This is a genomic window from Reyranella sp., assembly GCF_050185545.1.
Lineage (GTDB): Bacteria > Pseudomonadota > Alphaproteobacteria > Reyranellales > Reyranellaceae > Reyranella.
Genome location: NZ_JBFWZI010000090.1, coordinates 8,368 through 28,563, shown reverse-complemented (window position 1 = coordinate 28,563; position 20,196 = coordinate 8,368). Strand labels below are relative to the sequence as shown.

At 67.7% G+C, this 20,196-nt stretch carries 18 protein-coding genes; 9 read left to right on the top strand and 9 right to left on the bottom strand.

What is annotated here, in order from left to right:
* Positions 1-140: 140 nt before the first annotated feature.
* Entirely contained in the window at positions 141-1,109 is a 969-nt protein-coding gene (locus AB7O82_RS22040; protein ID WP_428543663.1) for a tripartite tricarboxylate transporter substrate-binding protein, read from the bottom strand.
* 127 nt (positions 1,110-1,236) lie between these two features.
* Between AB7O82_RS22040 and ykgO the strand changes: the two genes are divergently transcribed.
* From ykgO to AB7O82_RS22000, 8 genes are all read left to right on the top strand, one after another.
* Complete coding sequence (ykgO, locus tag AB7O82_RS22035; protein WP_395714906.1) at positions 1,237-1,362, top strand: type B 50S ribosomal protein L36; 126 nt, start codon at positions 1,237-1,239, stop codon at positions 1,360-1,362.
* A gap of 77 nt (positions 1,363-1,439) precedes the next feature.
* Positions 1,440-2,927, top strand: a complete 1,488-nt coding sequence (locus AB7O82_RS22030; RefSeq protein ID WP_428620197.1) for an FAD-linked oxidase C-terminal domain-containing protein — start codon at positions 1,440-1,442, stop codon at positions 2,925-2,927.
* Between the two features lie 3 nt (positions 2,928-2,930).
* Positions 2,931-4,100, top strand: a complete 1,170-nt coding sequence (glcE, locus tag AB7O82_RS22025) for a glycolate oxidase subunit GlcE (RefSeq protein ID WP_428545294.1) — start codon at positions 2,931-2,933, stop codon at positions 4,098-4,100.
* 2 nt (positions 4,101-4,102) lie between these two features.
* Entirely contained in the window at positions 4,103-5,422 is a 1,320-nt protein-coding gene (gene glcF / locus AB7O82_RS22020; protein ID WP_428620195.1) for a glycolate oxidase subunit GlcF, read from the top strand.
* A complete protein-coding gene (locus AB7O82_RS22015; protein ID WP_428545288.1) occupies positions 5,419-6,021 on the top strand; it encodes a tetratricopeptide repeat protein in 603 nt (200 codons plus the stop codon). The genes glcF and AB7O82_RS22015 overlap by 4 nt, the downstream gene beginning before the upstream one ends.
* Positions 6,022-6,284: 263 nt before the next feature.
* Positions 6,285-7,520 carry an amidohydrolase family protein gene (locus tag AB7O82_RS22010; protein ID WP_428545285.1) on the top strand — a complete coding sequence of 412 codons (1,236 nt, stop codon included), beginning with the start codon at positions 6,285-6,287 and terminating at the stop codon, positions 7,518-7,520.
* A 158-nt stretch (positions 7,521-7,678) separates the two neighbouring features.
* Positions 7,679-10,393, top strand: a complete 2,715-nt coding sequence (locus tag AB7O82_RS22005) for a DUF2339 domain-containing protein (protein ID WP_428620193.1) — start codon at positions 7,679-7,681, stop codon at positions 10,391-10,393.
* Positions 10,390-11,679 (top strand): AMP-binding protein, encoded by a 1,290-nt coding sequence (locus AB7O82_RS22000; RefSeq protein WP_428620192.1) that lies wholly within the window; start codon positions 10,390-10,392, stop codon positions 11,677-11,679. Before AB7O82_RS22005 ends, AB7O82_RS22000 begins: the two co-directional genes overlap by 4 nt.
* A 201-nt stretch (positions 11,680-11,880) precedes the next feature.
* Here the strand turns inward: AB7O82_RS22000 and AB7O82_RS21995 are convergent, their stop codons facing one another.
* From AB7O82_RS21995 to AB7O82_RS21960, 8 genes are all read right to left on the bottom strand, one after another.
* Positions 11,881-12,144: a hypothetical protein gene (locus AB7O82_RS21995; protein WP_428545276.1), complete on the bottom strand. Its 264-nt coding sequence runs from the start codon at positions 12,142-12,144 to the stop codon at positions 11,881-11,883.
* Positions 12,145-12,213: 69 nt separating this feature from the next.
* A complete protein-coding gene (gene pyk / locus AB7O82_RS21990) occupies positions 12,214-13,626 on the bottom strand; it encodes a pyruvate kinase (RefSeq protein ID WP_428545273.1) in 1,413 nt (470 codons plus the stop codon).
* Positions 13,627-13,635: 9 nt separating this feature from the next.
* Entirely contained in the window at positions 13,636-14,550 is a 915-nt protein-coding gene (gene ltnD / locus AB7O82_RS21985) for an L-threonate dehydrogenase (protein WP_428545270.1), read from the bottom strand.
* Between the two features lie 3 nt (positions 14,551-14,553).
* On the bottom strand, positions 14,554-15,339 hold the full coding sequence (otnI, locus tag AB7O82_RS21980; protein WP_428545267.1) for a 2-oxo-tetronate isomerase: 786 nt from the start codon (positions 15,337-15,339) through the stop codon (positions 14,554-14,556).
* A gap of 14 nt (positions 15,340-15,353) precedes the next feature.
* Positions 15,354-16,001 (bottom strand): 3-oxo-tetronate 4-phosphate decarboxylase, encoded by a 648-nt coding sequence (gene otnC, locus AB7O82_RS21975; protein WP_428620190.1) that lies wholly within the window; start codon positions 15,999-16,001, stop codon positions 15,354-15,356.
* Complete coding sequence (gene otnK, locus AB7O82_RS21970; RefSeq protein WP_428620188.1) at positions 15,998-17,254, bottom strand: 3-oxo-tetronate kinase; 1,257 nt, start codon at positions 17,252-17,254, stop codon at positions 15,998-16,000. Before otnK ends, otnC begins: the two co-directional genes overlap by 4 nt.
* Before the next feature lie 30 nt (positions 17,255-17,284).
* Positions 17,285-17,683, bottom strand: coding sequence for a GFA family protein (locus AB7O82_RS21965; protein ID WP_428620186.1), 399 nt, complete (start codon positions 17,681-17,683; stop codon positions 17,285-17,287).
* Positions 17,684-17,953: 270 nt separating this feature from the next.
* Complete coding sequence (locus AB7O82_RS21960) at positions 17,954-19,243, bottom strand: glycerate kinase type-2 family protein (protein WP_428545255.1); 1,290 nt, start codon at positions 19,241-19,243, stop codon at positions 17,954-17,956.
* Between the two features lie 29 nt (positions 19,244-19,272).
* Between AB7O82_RS21960 and AB7O82_RS21955 the strand changes: the two genes are divergently transcribed.
* Entirely contained in the window at positions 19,273-20,040 is a 768-nt protein-coding gene (locus AB7O82_RS21955) for an N-formylglutamate amidohydrolase (RefSeq protein ID WP_428620185.1), read from the top strand.
* The last annotated feature ends 156 nt before the right edge of the window (positions 20,041-20,196 follow it).

The window sequence follows — 20,196 nt, the reverse complement described above, 5'->3', positions numbered from 1 at the left end:
CCGCCCGCTCATCACTCATCATGATCATGAGATCATGAGCGGGCGGGACGCCCGCGGTCCAGGCGCGCTCCCAGCAAAGAGGCGACATCGATGGGCAAAGTTAGCGCCTATGAGTGGCGCGCTCCCAGCGATGAGGCCTCTCATTCGATCGAGCGGATGCCGGCTTTGCGGATGACGTCGGCCCAGCGCACGGCTTCCGACTTGATCAGGGCGTCGAGCTCCTCCGGCGAGGTCGGCGTCACCGACAGGCCGAGCTCGGCTAAACGCTGCTTGAGGTCCGGAACCGCGAGCGCGCGCAGCACTTCGGCGTTGAGCCGGCGCACGACATCGCGCGGCGTGGCGGCAGGTGCGGTGAGCCCGAACCAGGTCTCGACACGGTGCCAGTGATGCCCGACTGGGCGAGGGTGGGAATGTCGGGCAGGCTCGGTGCCCGCTTGGGCGAGGTAACGGCGAGCGCCCGCAAGGCGCCAGCCTTCACCTGCGCCGTGACGACCGCGACGTTGGCGAACATCAGCGGCACCTGGCCTGCCAGCAGGTCGGCGATCGCCGGCGCCTCGCCGCGGTAGGAAACGTGGGTCATGCGCAGGCCGGTGTTGAACAGGAAAAGCTCCGCCGCCATGTAGGGCGTCGTGCCGACGCCGCCCGAGGCGTAGTTGAACCCCCCTGCGGGCCTTCGCCATGTCGATCAGTTCGCCGAGCGACTTGGCCGCAAACGACGGGTTGGCGATGAGCACCAGGTGCGAGGCGCCGAGCAGGGCGACGCCTGCGACGTCGCGCCGGGCATCGAACGTCGCCGACTTGTAGAGCCCCGGGGCCACGTCGGAGGTGGTCTGCGAGGCGACCATCAGGGTGGTGCCGTCAGGGGGTGCCTTGGCCAGAATGTCGGCGGCGATCAGCCCACTCGCCCCGGCGCGATTCTCGACGAGGACTGGCGCGAACGGCCCGTCGGACAGTTTCTGCGTGACAATGCGCGCGATGACATCGTTGCCACCCCCGGCGGCGAACCCCACAAGGATACGGGTCGGACGACCGGTCTGGGCCAGGGCGGGGCCGGCGGCAGCGGCCGTGGTCACCTGTCCGAGCAGGCGGCGATGGGTCAGGATGGCCATGTCGTGAACTCCCCCCGGTTCTTAAGTCTAGCCCGGATTTCGGGTTGACGCTGGCCTGTCCGGTCCCTATTTTCCGGCCGCTTTGGAATTCCCCCGGCTTTGCCGGGGCTTTTTGTCGAGAGCAACCATGAAGATCCGTCACTCCCTCAAGTCCGTGAAGGCGCGCCACAAGGACAGCCGAATCGTCCGCCGCAAGGGCCGCGTCTACGTCATCAACAAGACCAATCCGCGCTTCAAGGCCCGCCAGGGCTGACGCCCGGCCGGTTACAGCCGTCGGAGCGGCGGAGGCCTCGGCTTCCGCCGCTTTTTCATTTGGCGTATGAGCGAGGCATGCAGATGCCGCCGCTCGATCCAGCCACTCTCGCCCGTCGATCCGAGATCGTGGCGGCCTTGCGCGCCATCGTGCCGGGCGAAGGGGTCGTAGACGATCAGGACGGCATGCGCCCCTACGAGTGCGACGCCCTGTCGGCCTACCGCCAGATGCCGCTCGTCGTCGTGCTACCGGAGACGGTGGCCCAGGTCTCGGCCATCCTGCGCTTCTGCCAGGCCAACAAGGTCAAGGTCGTGCCGCGCGGTGGCGGCACCTCGCTGTCCGGCGGCTCCATGCCGGTGGGCGATGCCGTCCTGCTCGCCATGGGCAAGTTCAACCGCGTGCTCGAGATCGACTACGCCAACCGCTGCGCGCGCGTGCAGCCCGGCGTCACCAACCTCGGCATCACCAAGGCGGTCGAGCACGAGGGCTTCTACTACGCGCCCGATCCCAGCTCGCAGATCGCCTGCTCGATCGGCGGCAACGTCGCCGAGAATTCGGGCGGCGTGCACTGCCTGAAGTACGGCCTCACGACAAACAACCTGCTCGGCCTCGAGCTGGTGCTGATGAACGGCGAGGTCGTACGCCTTGGCGGTAAGCACCTCGATTCTGGTGGCTACGACCTGATGGGACTGATGACCGGCTCCGAAGGTCTCCTGGGTGTCGTCACCGAGGTGACGGTGCGCCTGCTGCGCAAGCCGTCGACAGCACGCGCCGTGCTGCTCGGTTTCCCGACCGAAGCGGGGGCAGCCGACTGCGTCGCGGCCGTGATCGCCTCGGGCATCATTCCCGGCGGCATGGAGATGATGGACCGCGACGCGGTGAAGTGCGCCGAGGCCTATGTCGGTGCCGGCTATCCGCTCGATGTCGAAGGTTTGCTGATCGTCGAACTCGACGGCCCGCCGATCGAGGTCGACTACCTGGTCGAGCGCGTCTCGGAGATCGCGCGCGGTCGTGGTGCCACTACGATCCGGGTCAGTCACGACGAGCAAGAGCGCATGCTGTTCTGGGCCGGGCGCAAGGCGGCCTTCCCGGCGGTCGGCCAAATCTCGCCCGACTACATGTGCCTCGATGGCTCAGTACCGCGCGGCCGGCTGGTCGAGGTGCTGGCCGGGATCCGGCAAATGTCGAAGGCCTATGGCCTGCGCGTGGTCAACGTCTTCCATGCCGGCGACGGTAACCTGCATCCGCTGATCCTGTTCGACGCCAACGATCCCCACGAGCTGCATCGCGCCGAGCAGTTCGGCGCCGACATCCTGCGGCTCTGCGTGAAGGTGGGGGGCGTGCTGACGGGCGAGCATGGCGTGGGCATCGAGAAGCGCGATCTCATGGGCGAGCAGTTCACCGAGATCGACCTCGATCAGCAGATGCGCGTGAAGTGCGCTTTCGACCCAGACCACCTGCTCAATCCGGGCAAGGTGTTCCCCAAGCTGCGGCGCTGCGCCGAGCTCGGCCAGATGGTCGTGCATCATAACAAGTTGCCGTTCCCCGACATCCCGCGGTTCTGACGCATGGCCGACACGATCAGGCCGCGCGACGCCGGCGAGCTGCGTCAGGCGGTGGAATGGGTGCTTGCCGAGGGCCTCACACTCGACGTGCGCGGCAGAGGAAGCAAGCTTGCCTTGGGCCGACCCATGCGGTGCGACGCGGTGCTCGACCTGTCGGGTCTTTCCGGTGTCGTCGACTATGCGCCCGAGGAGCTGGTCGTCACGCTGCGCGCCGGAACGCCGCTCGAGGAGATCGAAGCGCTGCTCGCTCAGCGCAACCAGATGCTGGCCTTCGAGCCACCTGACTTCGGCCCCTTGCTCGGCCTCGAGTCGGGGCAGGGCACGCTGGTCGGTGCCGTGATGGGCAACCTGGCGGGACCGCGCCGCGTCTCGGGAGGGGCGGCCCGCGACCACCTGCTGGGCTTCAGTGGCGTCAACGGCCGCGGCGAGGCCTTCAAGTCGGGGGGCAGGGTGATGAAGAACGTCACCGGCTACGACCTGTCCAAGCTGGTGGCCGGCTCATGGGGCACGCTGGCCGTGCTCGACGAGGTTTCGGTCAAGGTGCTTCCGGCGCCCGATCAAACCAGTACGCTGCTGCTGCGTGGCCTCGCCGACGACACTGCAGTCAGGGCCATGTGCACGGCAATGGGCAGCCCGCACGATGTCTCCGGCGCCGCCCACCTCGGCGATCGCACGGCGCTCCGGATCGAAGGCGTGGCGCCGTCGGTCGAGGCGCGCATCAAGGGCCTGCGCGAGCTGCTGGCTCCGATCGGCGCCGAATTGGAGGAGCTGGGCACGCTGGAGAGCCGCGCCTTCTGGCGCGACGTCCGCGACGTCGTCCCGCTTAGGGCCGGGGCCAACGACGTGATCTGGAAAATCTCCTGCCCGCCGACCGAAGGGCCGGAAGTCGTGAAACGCATCAAAGCCGAGCGGCACGGCGCAGAGGCCTTCTATGACTGGTCGGGCGGTCTCGTCTGGCTCGCCCTGCCGGCGAGCGCCGACGCCGACCATGTGCTGGTGCGGGCCGCCCTCGGTACGAGCGGTGGGCACGCCACCCTGATTCGGGCCCCGGAGGCGGTGCGTGCCGGGGTGCCGGTGTTCCAGCCGCTGTCGCCGGCCCTTGCGGCGCTCGCTGCGCGTGTAAAGGAGAGCTTTGACCCGCAGGGCCTCTTCAATCCGGGACGCATGGCCTAGCGATGCAGACCAACTTCACCCTGGCGCAGCTGGCCGATCCGATGACGGCGCGCAGCGAGCATATCCTGCGCAAGTGCGTGCATTGCGGCTTCTGCACCGCGACCTGCCCGACCTTCGTGCTGCTGGGCGACGAACGCGACAGCCCGCGCGGGCGCATTTACTACATCAAGGCGATGCTCGAAGGCGACCGCGCGCCGGGCGACGCCGAAGTCCGCCACGTCGACCGTTGCCTCTCCTGCCTGTCCTGCATGACCACGTGCCCGTCCGGGGTGCACTACATGCATCTGGTCGATCACGGCCGCCATCAGATCGAGGCGCACTACAGGCGGCCGCTGGCAGACCGGCTGATGCGCGCGCTGCTGGCATGGCTGATGCCGCGACCTGCCATGTTGCGCTGGGCGATGGTGCTGGGGCGACTTGCCAAGCCGTTCGCGGCTCTGCTGCCCTCGACCAGCGCCGATGCCGGCGGCGCGACCCTGCTGCGGCGGCTGCGGGCGATGCTCGACAGCGTGCCTGAAAAGCTCGACGGACCGTCGCCGGTCGACCGGCCGCAGACCTTTCCGGCTGCCGGCCTGCGGCGCAAGCGCGTCGCCCTGATGCCTGGCTGTGGCCAGCAGGTGCTGGCGCCCGAGGTCAATGAGGCGACTGTACGGCTGCTGACCCGCCACGACATCGAGGTAGTCAATGTGGCGGGCTCGGGCTGCTGCGGGTCGTCGGTGCTTCATGTCGGCCGGACCCGAGAGGCCGTCGAGCTGGCCAAACGCAACATCGAGACCTGGATGCGCGAGATCGACGGCGCCGGGCTCGACGCCATCGTCGTCAACGCTTCGGGCTGTGGCACGACACTCAAGGATTACGGGCACATGCTGGCCGATCAGCCCGAGTGGAAGGAGAGAGCGGAGCAGGTGGCCCGCCTCGCCAAGGATATCAGCGAGGTGATGCTCGAGATGGGTCTCGTGAACGTGACCGCGCGGCCCCTGCGGGTGGCGTATCATTCGGCCTGCTCGATGCAGCATGGTCAGAAGGTGAACGAGCAGCCGAAGAAGCTCCTGCGTGACGCAGGGTTCGTCGTCTCCGAGGTGCCGGAGGCGCATCTCTGCTGCGGCTGGGCCGGCACGTACCAGGTGCTGCAGCCCGAGCTGTCGCGCCGGCTGCGCGAGCGCAAGGTCGCCAACATCGAAAGCGTCCGCCCCGACATTGTCGCGGCAGGGAACTTTGGCTGTATCGGCAATATCGCCGCGGGGACCGGCCTGCCTGTGGTGCATACGGTCGAGCTGCTCGACTGGGCGACCGGTGGACCGCAACCGCGGGCGCTTTCGTGACCGTCATTCGCGCTTGCCTCGCCGCCCTGCTCGGCGTGATGCTTGGGTTGGGGCCCAGCGCACTGGCGCAGAACGGCGGGAGCGATACCGTGCTCGACACCTTGTTTGCCAAGCTGCAGACTGCAACGGATCCCACGGCGATCCAGACCCTCGAGGCGGCGATCTGGGAGCAATGGATCATGGTTCCGGACGCCACCCAGCGCGGCCTGATGCTGCGCGGCATCGGCGAAATGCAGCACCGGCAGCTCAGGGAATCCGTTGAGACGTTCACGAGGCTGATCGAGCTCGCGCCCGAGCTTTCGGAAGCCTGGAACAAGCGGGCTACGGCCTACTGGCTGCTCGGTGATTTCCAGGCCTCGCTGGCCGATATCTGCGAGACCGTGAAGCGCGAGCCGCGGCACTTCGGCGCCTATTCCGGCCTCGGCATGATCCGCGCCGAGCTGGGCGAGTATCCGCGCGCCGTCGCGGCCTTCGAGCTGGCGCGCAAGTACAATCCGCATATCACGGGAATCGACGCCGAGATCGACCGCCTCAAGGCCATGGGCGGCGGCGAGCCGTCCGATCCGCTGGGCTGCAGCCAGCGCACGGCCGGCAGGTAGGCTGATTCCCCTCCCAGCTTCGCTGGGGAGGTGTCCGCGTCGTCGCGGACGGAGGGGTCATGCTCATCTTCTGGACGGCGGGCGTCCCGCACGCTCAGGAAGAAGAGCGGGCGGGACGCCCGCGGTCCGCATGACTCATGACCCCGTCGCCGTAAGACGGCGATACCTCCCCAGCGAAGCTGGGAAGGAGAATGATATGCTGTCCTTGCCCCACCTCACGCGCGGGGGCAAAGTCCGTCCCGGTTCGTAACCGGAGTGCAGCAATGGCGACTTTGTACAGCGGCGGCCGTCTGTTCGATGGCGAGAAGGTGCTCGATGGCCACGCCGTCCTGGAGGAGGACGGCAAGGTCAAGCGCGTGGCACCGGCCGGAGAGTTCGCAGGCTTCGCCGGTGCCAAGGTCGATACGGCGGGCGGTACCCTGATCCCGGGGCTGATCGATTGCCACGTCCATTCGCTCTCGGGCGCCGAGGGCAACCCAGGCGCGGTGCAGGATCGCATGACCGCCGCCCAGATCGCCGTGCGCGGCATGGAGCACATGCGCAGCACGCTGGAAGGCGGCATCACCGCGGTGCGCGACTGCGGCGGCAAGGACTACATCGAGTTCGCCATTCGCGACGCCATGAATGGCGGCCGCTTCCTCGGGCCTACCATGCGCTGCTCGGGCCGAATGATCTGCATGACCGGCGGCCACGGCAACCGCACCGGCCGCGTCGCCGACGGTCCCGACGAGGTCGTCAAGGCGGTGCGCGAGCAGATTCATGCCGGCTCCGACCTGATCAAGATCATGGCCACCGGCGGCGTGATGACTCCGGGCGTCAACCCCGAGGATGCACACTACTCGGCCGAGGAGATGAAGGCCGGTATCACCGAGGCGCACCGCTTCCACAAATGCTGCGCCAGCCATGCCCAGGGTGCGCTCGGTATTCTCAATGCGGTGCGCGGCGGCATCGATTCCATCGAGCACGGCATCTTCATGACCGACGAGTGCGTGAGCGAGATGAAGGAGCGCGGCGTGTGGCTGGTGCCGACTCTTGCTGCCGTGAAGAACATCCTGAAGGGCTATGACGACGGCGATCGCTCGATCCCTGATTATGTGATCGAGAAGGCGCGCCGCGTTTTCGAGCGCCACATCGCCTCGATCAAGATGTACTACAAGGCGGGTGGCCGCATCGCCATGGGCACCGATGCCGGCACGCCGCACAACCGCCACGGCGAGAACGCCCGCGAGCTGGAGTTCATGTGCGAGATCGGAATCTCGACCCGCGATTCGCTGTTCTTCTCGACGGCGAGCGCTGCCGACCTGATGCGGCTTGCCGACCAGGGTCGGATCAAGGAGGGCAACAGCGCCGACTTCGTGCTGTGCGACGGCGACGTCCTGGTCGACATCAAGCGTGCCGCCCGCAAGGAGAACCACCGCCTGGTGGTCAAGCGCGGCATCGTCGCCCGCGATAACCGCGCCGCCTTCGAGCGATCTGCCGCGCGGGTCGCGGCGGAGTAGGGGCGAACCAGACTGTGGCTCATGCTCTTCCGGACCGCGGGCGTCTCGCCCGTCCGGCGCATTCACATGCGCCAATCTTGCTTGATCAACGGGCGAAGAAGAACGGGCGGGACGCCCGCGGTCCGGAAGAACTCAGCGGTCTCGGCCAGGACTAGCAGGTGGACGAAGTCCTTCTGATCCTGCTGGCGATCGCGTGGGCGATCGGCACGCCGATTCTTGCGATCGTGGCGGTCGTCCGCACCTCGACACTGCGGCGGCAGAACGAGCAGCTGGTTGCGGAATTCGCGGCGCTGAAACGTCAGCTGACGAGCGGCGGCACGGCGTTGCCGCCGGCGTTCGCCGAGCAGGCGCCGGCGTCGTCGGCACCGCCGCCGCAGGCGGAACCAGCGGCGGCTCCCCCCGCGCCGCCCTTCGAGCCGTCGGCTCCTCCGATCGAAGCACCCGCGGCAGCGCCTGCAGCCGAAGGAGCATCGCCTCCCGCGCCGCCGTTCGAGCCGGCGCCGGAGTTGCCCGGTCAGCCTCTGCCGCCCCTTGTCGACGGCGCGGCCGCGCCACCGCGCGTCGGCTGGGAGCAGCGGCTGGGCGCGCGCGCCTTCCTGTGGGTCGGCGCCATCACGCTGGCGCTCGCGGCGATCTTCCTCGTTCGCTACACGATCGAGGAGGGATACCTCTCCGAAGAGGTGCGCGTCATTCTGGCGGCCGTCTTTGGCTTCGCGCTGATCGGCATCGCCGAACGCGTAAAGGCGCGAGACGATCGCACGGCCCAGGCCCTTGCGGCCGCAGGTGTTGCGGCCCTGTACGGGGCGCTTTTCTCTGCCGTCGCCCTGTACGAAATGATCTCGAAGGCAGGGGCCGGTGGCGGCGCCATCGCGCTGACGGCCTTTGCCATCGGCCTGTCGCTGCGCCACGGGCCCTTCGTTGCCGGACTGGCCTTCGTCGGCGGTTTCGCAAGCCCGGCGATCATCGGCAGCGACTCGCCCAACGTGCCCGTCCTGTTCGGCTATCTGCTGGCCATCGCGATCGGCACGCTCGCCGTCATTCGCGCGCGCGGCTGGTGGCCGCTCGGCTGGGGCGTGCTAGCCGGGACGACGATCTGGGCGATGCTGTGGATCGCCTCCGAGCCGGGCGGCCTGCATTGGGTCTGCCTGTTCCTGGTCGGCGTGGCGGGCTCGTTCGTGTGGGCGACCTGGCGGCGGGTCGGCGAAAGCGAGAACCCGCCGATCGATGTCGTGGGCCTGGTCTGGTCGGCGCTCGCGCTCACCGGCGCCTTGCTGGTCGCGATCGTGGTGCAGGACGAGTGGAGTCAGACGGCAGGCTGGGTGGCGCTGGCCGCCCACGGCATTGGCCTGTATGTCCTGGGCCGCTGGACGCCGCGGTATCAGTACATCGCCGGCCTCGCTCCGCTCCTGGCGCTGGTCGGGCTGTTCCTGTGGTGGTCGACGACATTGGGCAGCGGCCCCGGCTGGGACATCGATCGCTTCAGCCGGGCGGCGATCATGTTTGGCGGCTTCTATGCCGCCGGTGCCTTCGCCCTCCTGTGGAACGCGGGCCGGCCTGGCTTCTGGGCGGCACTCTCGGTCGGCACTGTGTTCGTCTATTTCCTGCTGTGCTGGTACGTTCTGCGCAACGCCGTGCCCGGCATACCGTGGGGCCTTGTCAGCATTGGCCTCGCCATTCCGTTCCTGGTTGGCGCCGAGCGCCTGGTGCGCTGGCGCGAGTCGATGCCGGGCGGCACCGAGGCGCTGGGCTATCTCGCGATCGGCGTCGTCTTCTTCATCGCCGCCGCCATTGCGCTGGAGCTGCAGCGGGAATGGATCACGGTGGCCTATGCCGTCGAGTTTGCGGCGGTCGCCGTGATCGCCACGCGTCTCGACCTGCATGCGATGCGCCAACTGTGCTGGCCGCTGCTCGCCGTCGTCGTGGTGCGCTTCGTGGTCAATCCGATGATCCTGAACTATCCGCTCGGGGTCACTCCGGTTCTCAACTGGATCCTGTGGGGCTATGGCCTGACGATTGGCGCGCTGTGGGTCGGGTTGCGGGCGTTGCGGCCGGCGGGCGATCCGCGCCTGGTGCGTGCCACCGAGGCAGCCATTGCCCTGCTGGCCTTCGTGCTGGCGACGCTGGAGGTGCGCAGTGTCTTCCAGCCGGGCTCGATGGCCAGCCCCGGCGCCGACTTCATGGAGCGCACCTTCTATGTGCTGGTGTGGGGCTGCTTCTCGCTGGCGGCGCTATGGGTTGCCCGCCTCAGGCACGATGTGGTGGCGCTGTGGGCATGGCGTCTGAGCGGTGCCCTCGCAGCGTTGACGGCGCTGCTCGTGCAGGTCCTGTTCGCCAACCCGATCTTCGAGCACGCGGACGTCGGCCGGCTGCCGATCCTGAACGGGCTGCTGCTCGCCTATGCGCTGCCGGCCGTGATGGCGGCCCTGGCGGCGCGCTGGATCGACATCGAGCCGAACAGGCATGCAGCCGCCCTGGTTGGCGGTACGGCTTCGATCCTGGCCTTCGTCTATGTGTCGCTTGAGGTGCGCCATCTCTTCGATCCCGGCTTCGAGCGCAGCGGGTTGAGAGCGGAAGGGCTCGAGCTCTACACCTATTCCATCGTCTGGCTGCTGTTCGGCGTTGCCCTGTTGGCCTGGGGGTTCCGGCGCGGCGCGGCGATGTTGCGTCACGCCGGCATGGCGCTGGTTTGTATCGTGGTGGCGAAAGTGTTCCTCATTGACATGGCCGGTCTTCAGGGCCTGTTGCGCGTCTTCTCCTTCCTCGGGCTTGGCGCGGCCCTGATCGGCCTGGGCTATGCCTATCGCCGCTTCGGCTTCGACAAGAGCCCAGGAGAGCGGCGCCCAGGAGAGCAGAGCCAGGGAGAGCGGACATGACGACGCCGCGCTTCGACGAGCTCGACCTGTCGCTCGATGCCATGCGCGCGCTGCAGCTTGCGCGGCTGAAGGCGGCGCTGGCGCACGCCTACGCCAACCAGGCGCCCTATCGCGCCAAATGCCAGGCCACCGGCATTCATCCCGACGACCTGCGCGAGCTGGCCGACCTCGGTCGCTTTCCTTTCACCCTGAAGGCCGACCTGCGCGAGGCCTATCCGTTCGGCATGTTCGCGGTGCCGCGCGAGCACTGCGTACGCGTCCATGCCTCGAGCGGCACGACGGGGCGGCCAACGGTGGTTGGCTACACGGCAGGCGACATCGCCCTCTGGGGCGACCTGATGGCGCGCTCAATGTATGTCGGCGGCGCCCGGCCCGGCGATATCGTGCACAACGCCTACGGCTACGGCCTGTTTACCGGCGGACTGGGGGCGCACTACGGCGCCGAGCGGCTCGGCTGCACGGTGGTGCCTATGTCGGGCGGCTTCGGCGAGCGACAGATCCAGCTGATCCGAGAGTTCGGCGCTCAGGTGCTGATGCTGACGCCGTCCTACATGATGGCACTGGCCGACGAGTTCGATCGCCAGGGCGTCGACCCGCGCGCCACGGCGATCCGCGTCGGCTTCTTCGGCGCCGAGCCGTGGACGGAGGGTATGCGGGTCCAGATCGAGCAGCGGCTCGGCATCGACGCCATCGATCTATACGGGTTGAGCGAGGTGATGGGCCCCGGCGTGGCCTGCGAGTTCGCCACGACCAAGGACGGTCCGACCATCTGGGAGGATCATTTCTATCCCGAGATCGTCGACCCCGATTCGGGCGAGCCTGTCGCCGAAGGCGAGCCGGGCGAGCTCGTCCTGACCTCGCTCACCAAGGAAGCCCTGCCGGTTATCCGCTACCGCACGCGAGACCTGACTCGCCTGCTGCCTGGATCGGCGACGGTCATGCGGCGCATGGCCAAGATTACCGGCCGCAGCGACGACATGTTGATCGTGCGCGGCGTCAATCTGTTTCCGAGCCAGGTCGAGGAGCAGATCCTGCGCGACCCGGTTTTGAGTGGACACTACGTGATCGAGCTGAGCCGGACCGGCGCGCTGGACGACCTGCTGGTGCGAGTCGAGCCGCGCACCGAATTGTCGGCCGACGCGGTGGGCCGCGCGGCCGCCGACCTGTCGCAGCGCCTGAAGGGCATGTGCGGCCTCTCGGCAGACATCGAGATCGCCGCCGTCGGCGCGATCGAGCGCTCCATGGGCAAGGCCCGCCGCGTCATCGACAGGCGCCCGAAGGGGTGACGCTGGGAGCGCGCCACTCCGATGGCGTTCATGCTCGTCCGGACCGCGGGCTCTCGCCCGCTCATGAGGCCGATCGATCAGGACATCTGTGGATTGCGGACACCATCGGGTGGAGACGCAATCCTGAAGAGGATGAGCATGAGCGGGCGGGACGCCCGCGGTCCGGTTGAGCGTGAGCGGGCGGGACGCCCGAAGACTCGATCAGCCCCAGGGGCCGCCGGACGCCAGCCTTATTCTCGCCTTGATCAAGCTTGCATCGCTCGGAATCAGACCGATAGCGGAACTGTATTCCGGCACCGTCGCGTGCCGGTGCTGGGCTGACGCCTTGTTGCGGGCGATGGTCGTGCCGAGGACCACGGAAAACGTCAGAACTATGGCGCCGATCACCAGGAAATCGATCCAGGTCAGCGCCGGCCGACGATAGCGTCGAGCGACGGCATTTGCCTTGTCGGTCGTGGTATCCACCTTCGCCTCGCGATATGCACTGAACTCGTTACGGGTGGAGCTTCGACCCCATCCCCGCACTTTTCAGGGTCATACGTAGGCAATTCTGAGAATATTTGTGGCGCCCGGCGTTCCAAACGGCACCCCGGCCGTGATGACCAGTCGCTCGCCCACCTTGGCCATTCCCTCCTGGCGGGCGACGCGCACGGCGCGCTGGACCATGTCGGCGAAGTTCTGGGCATCCTCGCCATGGATGGGATGCACGCCCCACGTGAGGGTCATGCGCCGTGCCGTATCGAGGCTCGGCGTCAGGCAGAGAATGCGGACATCGGGCCGTTCGCGCGCGGCGCGCAGCGTGGTCGAACCGGTGGACGTGTAGGTGACGATGGCGGAGGCGGCGAGCGTGTGCGCGCACTGCCTCGCGGCGGCGCTGATCGCATCGGCCGTGGTGGCTTCCGGCTCGCGCCGGCTGGCATCCATGAGCTTGCGGTAGAGCGGATCGGCTTCGACGCTCTTCAGGATGCGATCCATGATGGTGACCGCTTCGACCGGATAGTCGCCCGAAGCCGACTCGGCCGAGAGCATGACTGCATCTGCGCCGTCGTAGACCGCGGTTGCCACGTCGGACGCCTCGGCGCGCGTCGGCGTCGGCGAATGGACCATCGAGTCGAGCATCTGCGTCGCCACGATCGCCGGGCGACCGGCGACGCGGCACGCGGCGAGGATGCGCTTCTGCAGGGGAGGCACCGCTTCCGGCGGCATCTCGACTCCGAGATCGCCGCGCGCCACCATGATGCCGTCGCTTTGCTCGATGATCTCGTCGAGATGCTCGATGGCTGCCGGCTTCTCGAGCTTGGCCATCACGGCAGCTCGGCCGGCGACGAGCTTTTTCAGTTCGGCGATGTCGTGCGCGTGCTGGACGAAGGATAGCGCCACCCAGTCGACGCCGAGCGACAGGCCATAGTCGAGGTCCTTGCGATCTTTCGGAGTCATCGGCGACAGCGGGACGATCAGGTTTGGCAGGTTCACGCCCTTGCGGTCGCTGATCGGGCCGGCGACTTCGACCACGGTATCGATCGTGTCCTCGGTGTGCGCACGGATGCGCAGGCGCACCTTGCCGTCGTCGATCAGCAGCAGGCCGTCCGGCTTGGCCGCGGCGAAGATCTCGGGGTGGGGCAGGGGTATGCGCTTGGCCGTGCCAGGGGCCTTGTCCGTGTCGAAGCGAAGCTTCTGACCCTTCTTCAGCTCGAGCGGGCCTTTGGCGAACGAACCCAGCCGCAATTTCGGCCCCTGCAGGTCCATCAGGATGGCGATCGGATGCTTGTATTCCCGCTCGAGGGCGCGCAGCAGCTCGACGCGCTCGCGGTGATCGTCCTGCGTGCCATGGCTGAAGTTGAGGCGGAAGACGTCGGCGCCCGCCTCGAACAGGGCGCGCAGCCGCTCGGCCGTCGACGAGGCCGGACCGAGCGTGGCGACGATCTTGGCGAACCGCTGACGACGCATGCCCATAGTCTACTTCTTCGGCGACGACACTTTGAAGTCGCCCGCCTGCTCGTAGACCTTGACGACGGCTGCGTCGTCGAGTCGCCCCCAGCCAGCGCCGGCAGCGGCCAGAAAAAGTTGATGGGCCGCCGCCGCCATCGGCAGCGGCAGGCGCAGGTCGTGGCCGGTGCCCAGCACCAGGCCGAGGTCCTTGACGAAGATCTCGACGGCGGAGAGCGGCGAATAGTCATCGTCCAGCATGTGCGGCACCCGGTTGCCGAACATCCACGAGTTGCCGGCGCTTGCCGAAATTACCTCGTACACCGCGCGCGTATCGGCGCCGGCCTTGGCGGCGAGCGCCATGGCTTCGGCTGCCGAGGCAATGTGCACACCGGCCAGGAGCTGATTCACCGTCTTCACCAGCGAGCCGATGCCAGGAGCATCGCCCAGCCGGAAGACCTTGGCCGACGTTGCGGCCAGGATCGACTCGGCAGCGGCGAAGGCCTTGGCCGTGCCCGAGGCCATGAAGGTGAGCTCGCCGGACTCGGCGCGCGCGCGACCGCCCGACATCGGAGCATCGAGCAGCACGTGTCCAGATTTGGCCAGGCGCTCGCCCAGCGCCTTGGCGAAGGCTGCCGGCACCGTGGCGCACTGAATGACAAGGCCACCCTTGCGAAGCGTGGAGGCGGCTCCCGCGTCGCCGAACAGCACGGCCTCGACCTGCTGGGCATTGACGACCGCTACGACCACGACATCGGCCGAGGCGGCAGCCTCGGCCGGAGAAGCCGCCACGACGCCACCGGCGGCCACGAAGGCTTCGCGCGCCGGCGCACTGGGATCGACGCCGATCACCTTGTGACCGCTCTTCACCAGGTTCTTCGCCATGCCCAGGCCCATCGAGCCCAGGCCGACGAAAGCGACGGCTGGCGTGTTCTTGTCTGTCATGCCTCAGGCCTCGATGCCGTACTTCTTCGCCCAGCCGAGACCGGCGCCCGTCGTGGTCTTCGGCTTGTACTCCAGGCCCACATAGCCCTGATAACCCAGCCGGTCGAGCACATCGAGCAGGTAGAGATGATTGGCCTCGCCGATATCCGGCTCGTTGCGGTCGGGATTGCCGGCGATCTGGACGTGCGCCGTGATCGGGAACAACTTCTCCGTGCGCTTGGTGAGATCACCCTCTGTGACCTGCATGTGATAGAGGTCGAGCTGCAAGCGCAGATGAGGCGCGCCGACCTCGTCGATGATCTGCTTCACCTGATCGGTGGTGTGGGTGTAGTAGCCGGGAATGTCGCGGTGATTGATCGGCTCGAGCACCAGCGTGAGCCCGCTCTTGGCCGTCTTGTCGCACGCCATCTTGAGATTGGCGATGAAAGTGCGATGCATCGCCTTGGTGTCGGCCCCAGGCGCGATCATGCCCGACATGATGTGCAGCGTGCGGCACTCCAGCACCCTGGCGTAGTCGAGCGCCTTGTCGAGCGCCGTCGCGAACTCGGCTTCGCGGCCGGGCAAGGCGGCGAGGCCGCGCTCGCCCTTGCTGGCGTCGCCGGGCGGCAGGTTGAACAGCGCCTGGGTGAGCTTGTGCTTCCTGAGCTCGGCGGCAATGTCGGCCGCCGGCGCCTCGTAGGGGAACAGGATCTCGACGGCCTTGAAGCCGTGCGCGGCGGCGGCGCCGAAGCGCTGCAGGAAGGGCACCTCCTGGTAGATCCAGGAGAGATTGGCGGCGAGCTTGGGCATGGTGTTCTGTCCGGTCAGGAGGGGAAGGCTTCTTCAACCTCGCGTACCTGCGTGTCGCTCAGGAGGCGGACCTTGAAGCCCTGCAGCAGCAGGTAAAGCTTGGCGGTTTCCTCGAGTTCCTCGATCGATGCCGAAGCGGCCGAGAGCGACGTGCCGGCGACGACCGGGCCGTGATTTGCCAGCAGCACGGCGCGATGCCCTTTGGCGTAGTCGCGGATCGCATCCGCGAGCTTGGGATCGCCCGGCTTGAAGTAGGGCACCAACGGCAGCTTGCCGACGCGCATCACGAAGTAGGGCGTGATCGGCGGCAGGGTCGTTTCGGCGTTGTGATGGCAGCTCGGGTCGAGGCAGGAGATCGCCACGGCATGCGTGCAATGCAGATGGACGATGGCGCCGTCCTTGGGCCGCACGTCGTAGACCGAGCGATGGAGCAGTGCCTCCTTGGTCGGCGGATCGCCGCCGACATGCTTGCCCGACATGTCGAGCTTGGAGAGCTGACCGGGCTCGAGCTCTCCCAGGGAGGAATTGGTCGGCGTCATCAGCCAGCCGTCGGCGACGCGCGCGCTGATGTTGCCCGATGTGCCGGGACACAGGCCGCGCGCGGCAAGCTTGGCGCCCAGGGCGCAGATGGCGTCGCGCACCTTCGACTCGGCGGTGCTCATGCGACCCGGAACGCCTTGGTGAAGAAATCGACGGCGCCGAAGTTGCCGGACTTCAGCGCGAGCAGCAGCGGCCTGGCGCCGACCGACGCCGTCCAGGGCACGCCGGGATCGATCTCGGGGCCGATGCGCAGCGCCGTCACGTCGAGCGCGCCGACGACGGCACCGGAAGTCTCCCCGCCGGCCACCACGAGGCGGGCGACGCCTGCGGCGACGAGGCCCCTGGCCAAAGCAGCCATGGTCTTCTCGATCGCCTGGCTGGACTTCTCGATGCCGTACTTCGCCTGCAGTGCCTTTACCGCCTCCGGCTTGTCGCTGGCCGAAAGCAGGATCGGTCCATTGCCGAGCTTGCCCTTGGCCCAGGCCAAGGCCTTCTCGCCGACCGGCTCGCCGCGGCAAATGGCGTCGGTGTCGAGGTGAAGGTGCGGGCCGGTGAAGGCTGCGATCTGGCCCAGGGTCGCAGCCGAGCAGGAGCCGGCCAGGACGGCGGCCGCGCCCGAGATCCTGGGCAGCGTGTCGGCATTGGCCTTGTGCGCCAGGAGGCCGCGGCGGCGATAGGCTGCAGGCAGGCCGAGCGCCACGCCTGAGCCGCCAGTGACCAGCGGGTCGTCGCCGACCGCCTCGCCGATGATGCCGAGATCGGTGTCAGCGACGGCATCGACCACGACATGCCGCACCTCGTCGGCGGCGAGCGCGTCGAGTGCCGCCCGCAGGGTGGCCGAGCCCGATTGCACCTGCCTCAGGGGCACCAGCCCGACCTTGTGAGGCGTCTGTCGCGCCAGCACGCGCACCAGGCTGGCGTCGGTCATCGGCGTCAGCGGATGGTGGCGCATGTGCGAGTCGGAAAGCAACACGCTGCCGACGAACAGATGGCCGAAGAAAATCGTGCGGCCATTCTCCGGGAAGGCCGGGCAGTAGATCGCCTGGTTGGCTTTCAGGGCATCGAGGAGGGCGTCGCCCACCGGACCGATGTTCCCGGCGTCGGTCGAATCGAAGGTCGAGCAATACTTGAAGAAGAAGCGCTGGCAGCCGGTGGCCCGCAGGGCTGCGAGCGCATCGAGTGACTGGGCGATTGCCTCGGCGGCGGAAATCGAGCGTGTCTTGAGCGCCACCACCACGGCATCGACGTCGTCGGGAATCGTGCCGGCGGACGGCACGCCGATCGTCTGGATGGTACGCATGCCGCCCTTGACCAGCATGCCCGCAATGTCGGTGGCGCCGGTGAAGTCGTCGGCGATTACTCCGAGAACAGCCATGTGGCCGACGTTAGGCGATGACGGACGCCTTCATCCAGAACTTTCGGCGCCGGGCGCGCCGCCGTGTCTCGTCCTCGCCATCGTAGTGGCGCAGGGCGGCGCCGGATCGAACGTATCGCGAATATCCAGGGAATTGACATTGACGATGCCGATCGACCCACCATCGTCCGGCATCAGGGCGCCGACATAGGTCCCGCAGCGGGCGCACAGCAGGTAGTCGGTGATGCCGAGGCCAAAGCGATAGCGCAGCAGGTGTTGCGGCGCGGCCCGGAATTCGACTGAGCCGGCCGGGTCGCCCATGGTCCTCGCGCCGTGGCGGCGGCAGAAGCTGCAGCCGCACCGCCCGACCCGCATCTCCTCCGGCTTCTTGTCTGAGGTGAATGCGATCGCGATGGCGCCACAATGGCACGAACCGGGATAGGTGGTCATGATCCAAGCTTACGACTCGTTGCTGCGACGCGCGACTCGCTCCGGGAGGAGCGGCCCGAAGGACCTGCCCGTCTTCGGGTGTCGTTTGCGCATGATCCATCCTCCTTGATGCCGCGCAGTCATGGCAACGAGCCGTCGCCAGCTTTTGCCAAACTAGGCGAGACTTGCGCGACGTAATCCGGCTCAATCGGAATTGCGACAAGAGCCACCCCGATCCGGTCCAGGTGCGATGATGTGGCGAGCAATCGGCGATGCGATCCTTCGATGCGCTCAGGATGACGATGGAGGCGCGATCAGTGTCGCCCTGAAGTCGTTGACGTTGGTGCGGGTCGGGCCGGTAACCAGGCTGTCACCAAGCATCTCGAAGAACGAGTGACCGTCATTGTCGTCGAGCATCGCCTGCGGATCGCGACCAAGGCTGCGGGCGCGCACCAGCGTGTCGGGCGTGAAGATGGCGCCGGCGATGTCCTCGGCGCCATCGACGCCGTCGGTGTCGGCGGCGAGGCCCCACAGGTTCGGCGCGCCGGCGGCGGCGATCGCCTGCGCCAGCAGGTACTCGACATTGCGGCCGCCGCGCCCCTTGCCGCGCACAGTGACGGTGGTCTCGCCGCCCGACAGGATCACCGTCGGCTTGCCGCCGCGCGCGGCGCGCTCGATCGCCTCGCGTGCGTGCAGCGCCCCCAGCTCGCGTGCTTCGCCTTCGAGATTGTCGCCCAGAATGACGGTATCGAGGCCGCGATCGAGGGCGACGACGGCGGCGGCCTCCAGCGAGCGCCGGGGCGTCGCCACGATGATGGTCTCGGTTCGCGCAAGGCGAGGATCGCCGGGCTTCGGCGTTTCCTCGATCTGGCCGGCGGCGCCCTGCTCCAGATGGGCGAGCACCGCTGCCGGCGGGTCGATGGCGTACTTTGCAAGGACAGCCAGCGCGTCCGCGAAGGTCGTCCGATCGGGCACAGTCGGCCCGGAACCGATCACGCCGGGATCGTCATTGGGCACGTCGGAGATCAGCCAAGACAGCACGCGGGCCGGCTGGGTGGCAATGGCGAGTCGGCCTCCCTTGATGGCCGACAGGTGCTTTCGCACCGTGTTCATCTCGACGATATTGGCGCCCGACTTCAGCAGCGCACGATTGACCGCCTGCTTGTCTGTCAGAGTGATGCCCGCGGCGGGCAGGGCAAGCAGCGCCGATGCACCGCCTGAGATCAGGCAGAGGACGAGATCGTCCGCGCTCAGCCCTTCGACGCGTTGCAGGATGCGGCCGGCGGCGGCACGGCCCTTCTCGTCGGGCACGGGATGGGCGGCCTCGACGATCTCGATCTGCCGGCAGGCTTCGCCATAGCCGTAGCGCGTGACGACCAGCCCCTCGACGCGATGCGGCCACTGCGCCTCGACGGCTTGTGCCATTGCCGCGCTCGCCTTGCCGGCGCCGATGATGATGGTGCGTCCCCTGGGCGGAGTCAGCGCGGCGATGTAGGGGGTCAAACAGGTGGCGGGGCGGGCTGCGGCCAGGGCGGCATCGAACAGGTCGCGCAGAAGGGCGCGGGCATCGGCATCTTTCATTTGCACGATCTTCGCACTATAGGGGCGCGATGCAACAATTGCTCGGGCCGCACGATCCGCCTGCCTTTTCCGTTCACAATGCAGGCGGCGGGGCGCCACTGCTGCTGCTCTGCGATCATGCCAGCAATGCGGTGCCGCAGGCACTGGGGACGCTGGGGATTTCCGAACAGGAGCTGTCGCGGCACATCGGTTGGGATATCGGCGGTCTCGATGCGGCGATCGAGCTGTCGAAGGTGCTTGATGCTCCGCTCGTGGCGTCGGGCTATTCGCGCCTGGTCATCGACTGCAACCGCTGGCCGGGCGGCGAAGGATCGACGCCCGACGTGAGCGATGGCACGCCGATCCCCGCCAATCGAGGCCTGACCGAGGAGCAGGTGCAGGTACGCGCCGAGGCCTGTTTCTGGCCCTACCACCGCGAGGTCGATCGCCACCTCGATCGAATGACCGCCGGTGGACGCAAGGTCGGCATGCTGGTGATGCACAGCTTCACGCCGCAGATGAACGGCTTCAAGCGGCCTTGGCATGTCGGTGTGCTGTGGAACGACGATGCGCGCCTGCCGGAGCCGCTGCTCGCCGAACTGCGCCGTGACGGCACCCTCGTCGTCGGCGACAACGAACCCTACTCGGCGCGCGCTTCCTACGAATACACGCTCTCGGCACATGCCCGGTCGCGGGCATTGCCGCATTGCTCTCTCGAGATACGCCAGGACCTGATTCGAACCGCCGACGAGGCCCGCGCCTGGGCGCGGCGGCTTGCACCGGCGATCGACGCGGCTCTTGCGCTCGCCTTGGGGTGAGGGGGTACGATACGAAAAAGTGGAGGGCGTCGTGGCTGAAGGTCCAGGCGGTCGGGTGGCCGGCAAGGTCGCTGTCGTGACAGGCGCTGCGGCAGGGCTCGGACGGGCGATCGCGCTGCGACTTTCGGAGGAAGGCGCCGTTCTGGCGATCGTCGA

What these genes read in the sequence shown, in the direction of transcription:
- AB7O82_RS22000 (WP_428620192.1), top strand. Translation starts at nt 10,390, where the DNA reads ATGACGACGCCGCGCTTCGACGAGCTCGACCTGTCGCTCGATGCCATG.
- otnK (WP_428620188.1), bottom strand. Translation starts at nt 17,254, where the DNA reads ATGGCTGTTCTCGGAGTAATCGCCGACGACTTCACCGGCGCCACCGAC.
- AB7O82_RS21960 (WP_428545255.1), bottom strand. Translation starts at nt 19,243, where the DNA reads ATGAAAGATGCCGATGCCCGCGCCCTTCTGCGCGACCTGTTCGATGCC.
- glcE (WP_428545294.1), top strand. Translation starts at nt 2,931, where the DNA reads ATGGCCGACACGATCAGGCCGCGCGACGCCGGCGAGCTGCGTCAGGCG.
- AB7O82_RS21965 (WP_428620186.1), bottom strand. Translation starts at nt 17,683, where the DNA reads ATGACCACCTATCCCGGTTCGTGCCATTGTGGCGCCATCGCGATCGCA.
- otnI (WP_428545267.1), bottom strand. Translation starts at nt 15,339, where the DNA reads ATGCCCAAGCTCGCCGCCAATCTCTCCTGGATCTACCAGGAGGTGCCC.
- glcF (WP_428620195.1), top strand. Translation starts at nt 4,103, where the DNA reads ATGCAGACCAACTTCACCCTGGCGCAGCTGGCCGATCCGATGACGGCG.
- ltnD (WP_428545270.1), bottom strand. Translation starts at nt 14,550, where the DNA reads ATGACAGACAAGAACACGCCAGCCGTCGCTTTCGTCGGCCTGGGCTCG.
- AB7O82_RS22030 (WP_428620197.1), top strand. Translation starts at nt 1,440, where the DNA reads ATGCAGATGCCGCCGCTCGATCCAGCCACTCTCGCCCGTCGATCCGAG.
- AB7O82_RS21955 (WP_428620185.1), top strand. Translation starts at nt 19,273, where the DNA reads ATGCAACAATTGCTCGGGCCGCACGATCCGCCTGCCTTTTCCGTTCAC.
- otnC (WP_428620190.1), bottom strand. Translation starts at nt 16,001, where the DNA reads ATGAGCACCGCCGAGTCGAAGGTGCGCGACGCCATCTGCGCCCTGGGC.
- AB7O82_RS22010 (WP_428545285.1), top strand. Translation starts at nt 6,285, where the DNA reads ATGGCGACTTTGTACAGCGGCGGCCGTCTGTTCGATGGCGAGAAGGTG.
- ykgO (WP_395714906.1), top strand. Translation starts at nt 1,237, where the DNA reads ATGAAGATCCGTCACTCCCTCAAGTCCGTGAAGGCGCGCCACAAGGAC.
- pyk (WP_428545273.1), bottom strand. Translation starts at nt 13,626, where the DNA reads ATGCGTCGTCAGCGGTTCGCCAAGATCGTCGCCACGCTCGGTCCGGCC.
- AB7O82_RS22040 (WP_428543663.1), bottom strand. Translation starts at nt 1,109, where the DNA reads ATGGCCATCCTGACCCATCGCCGCCTGCTCGGACAGGTGACCACGGCC.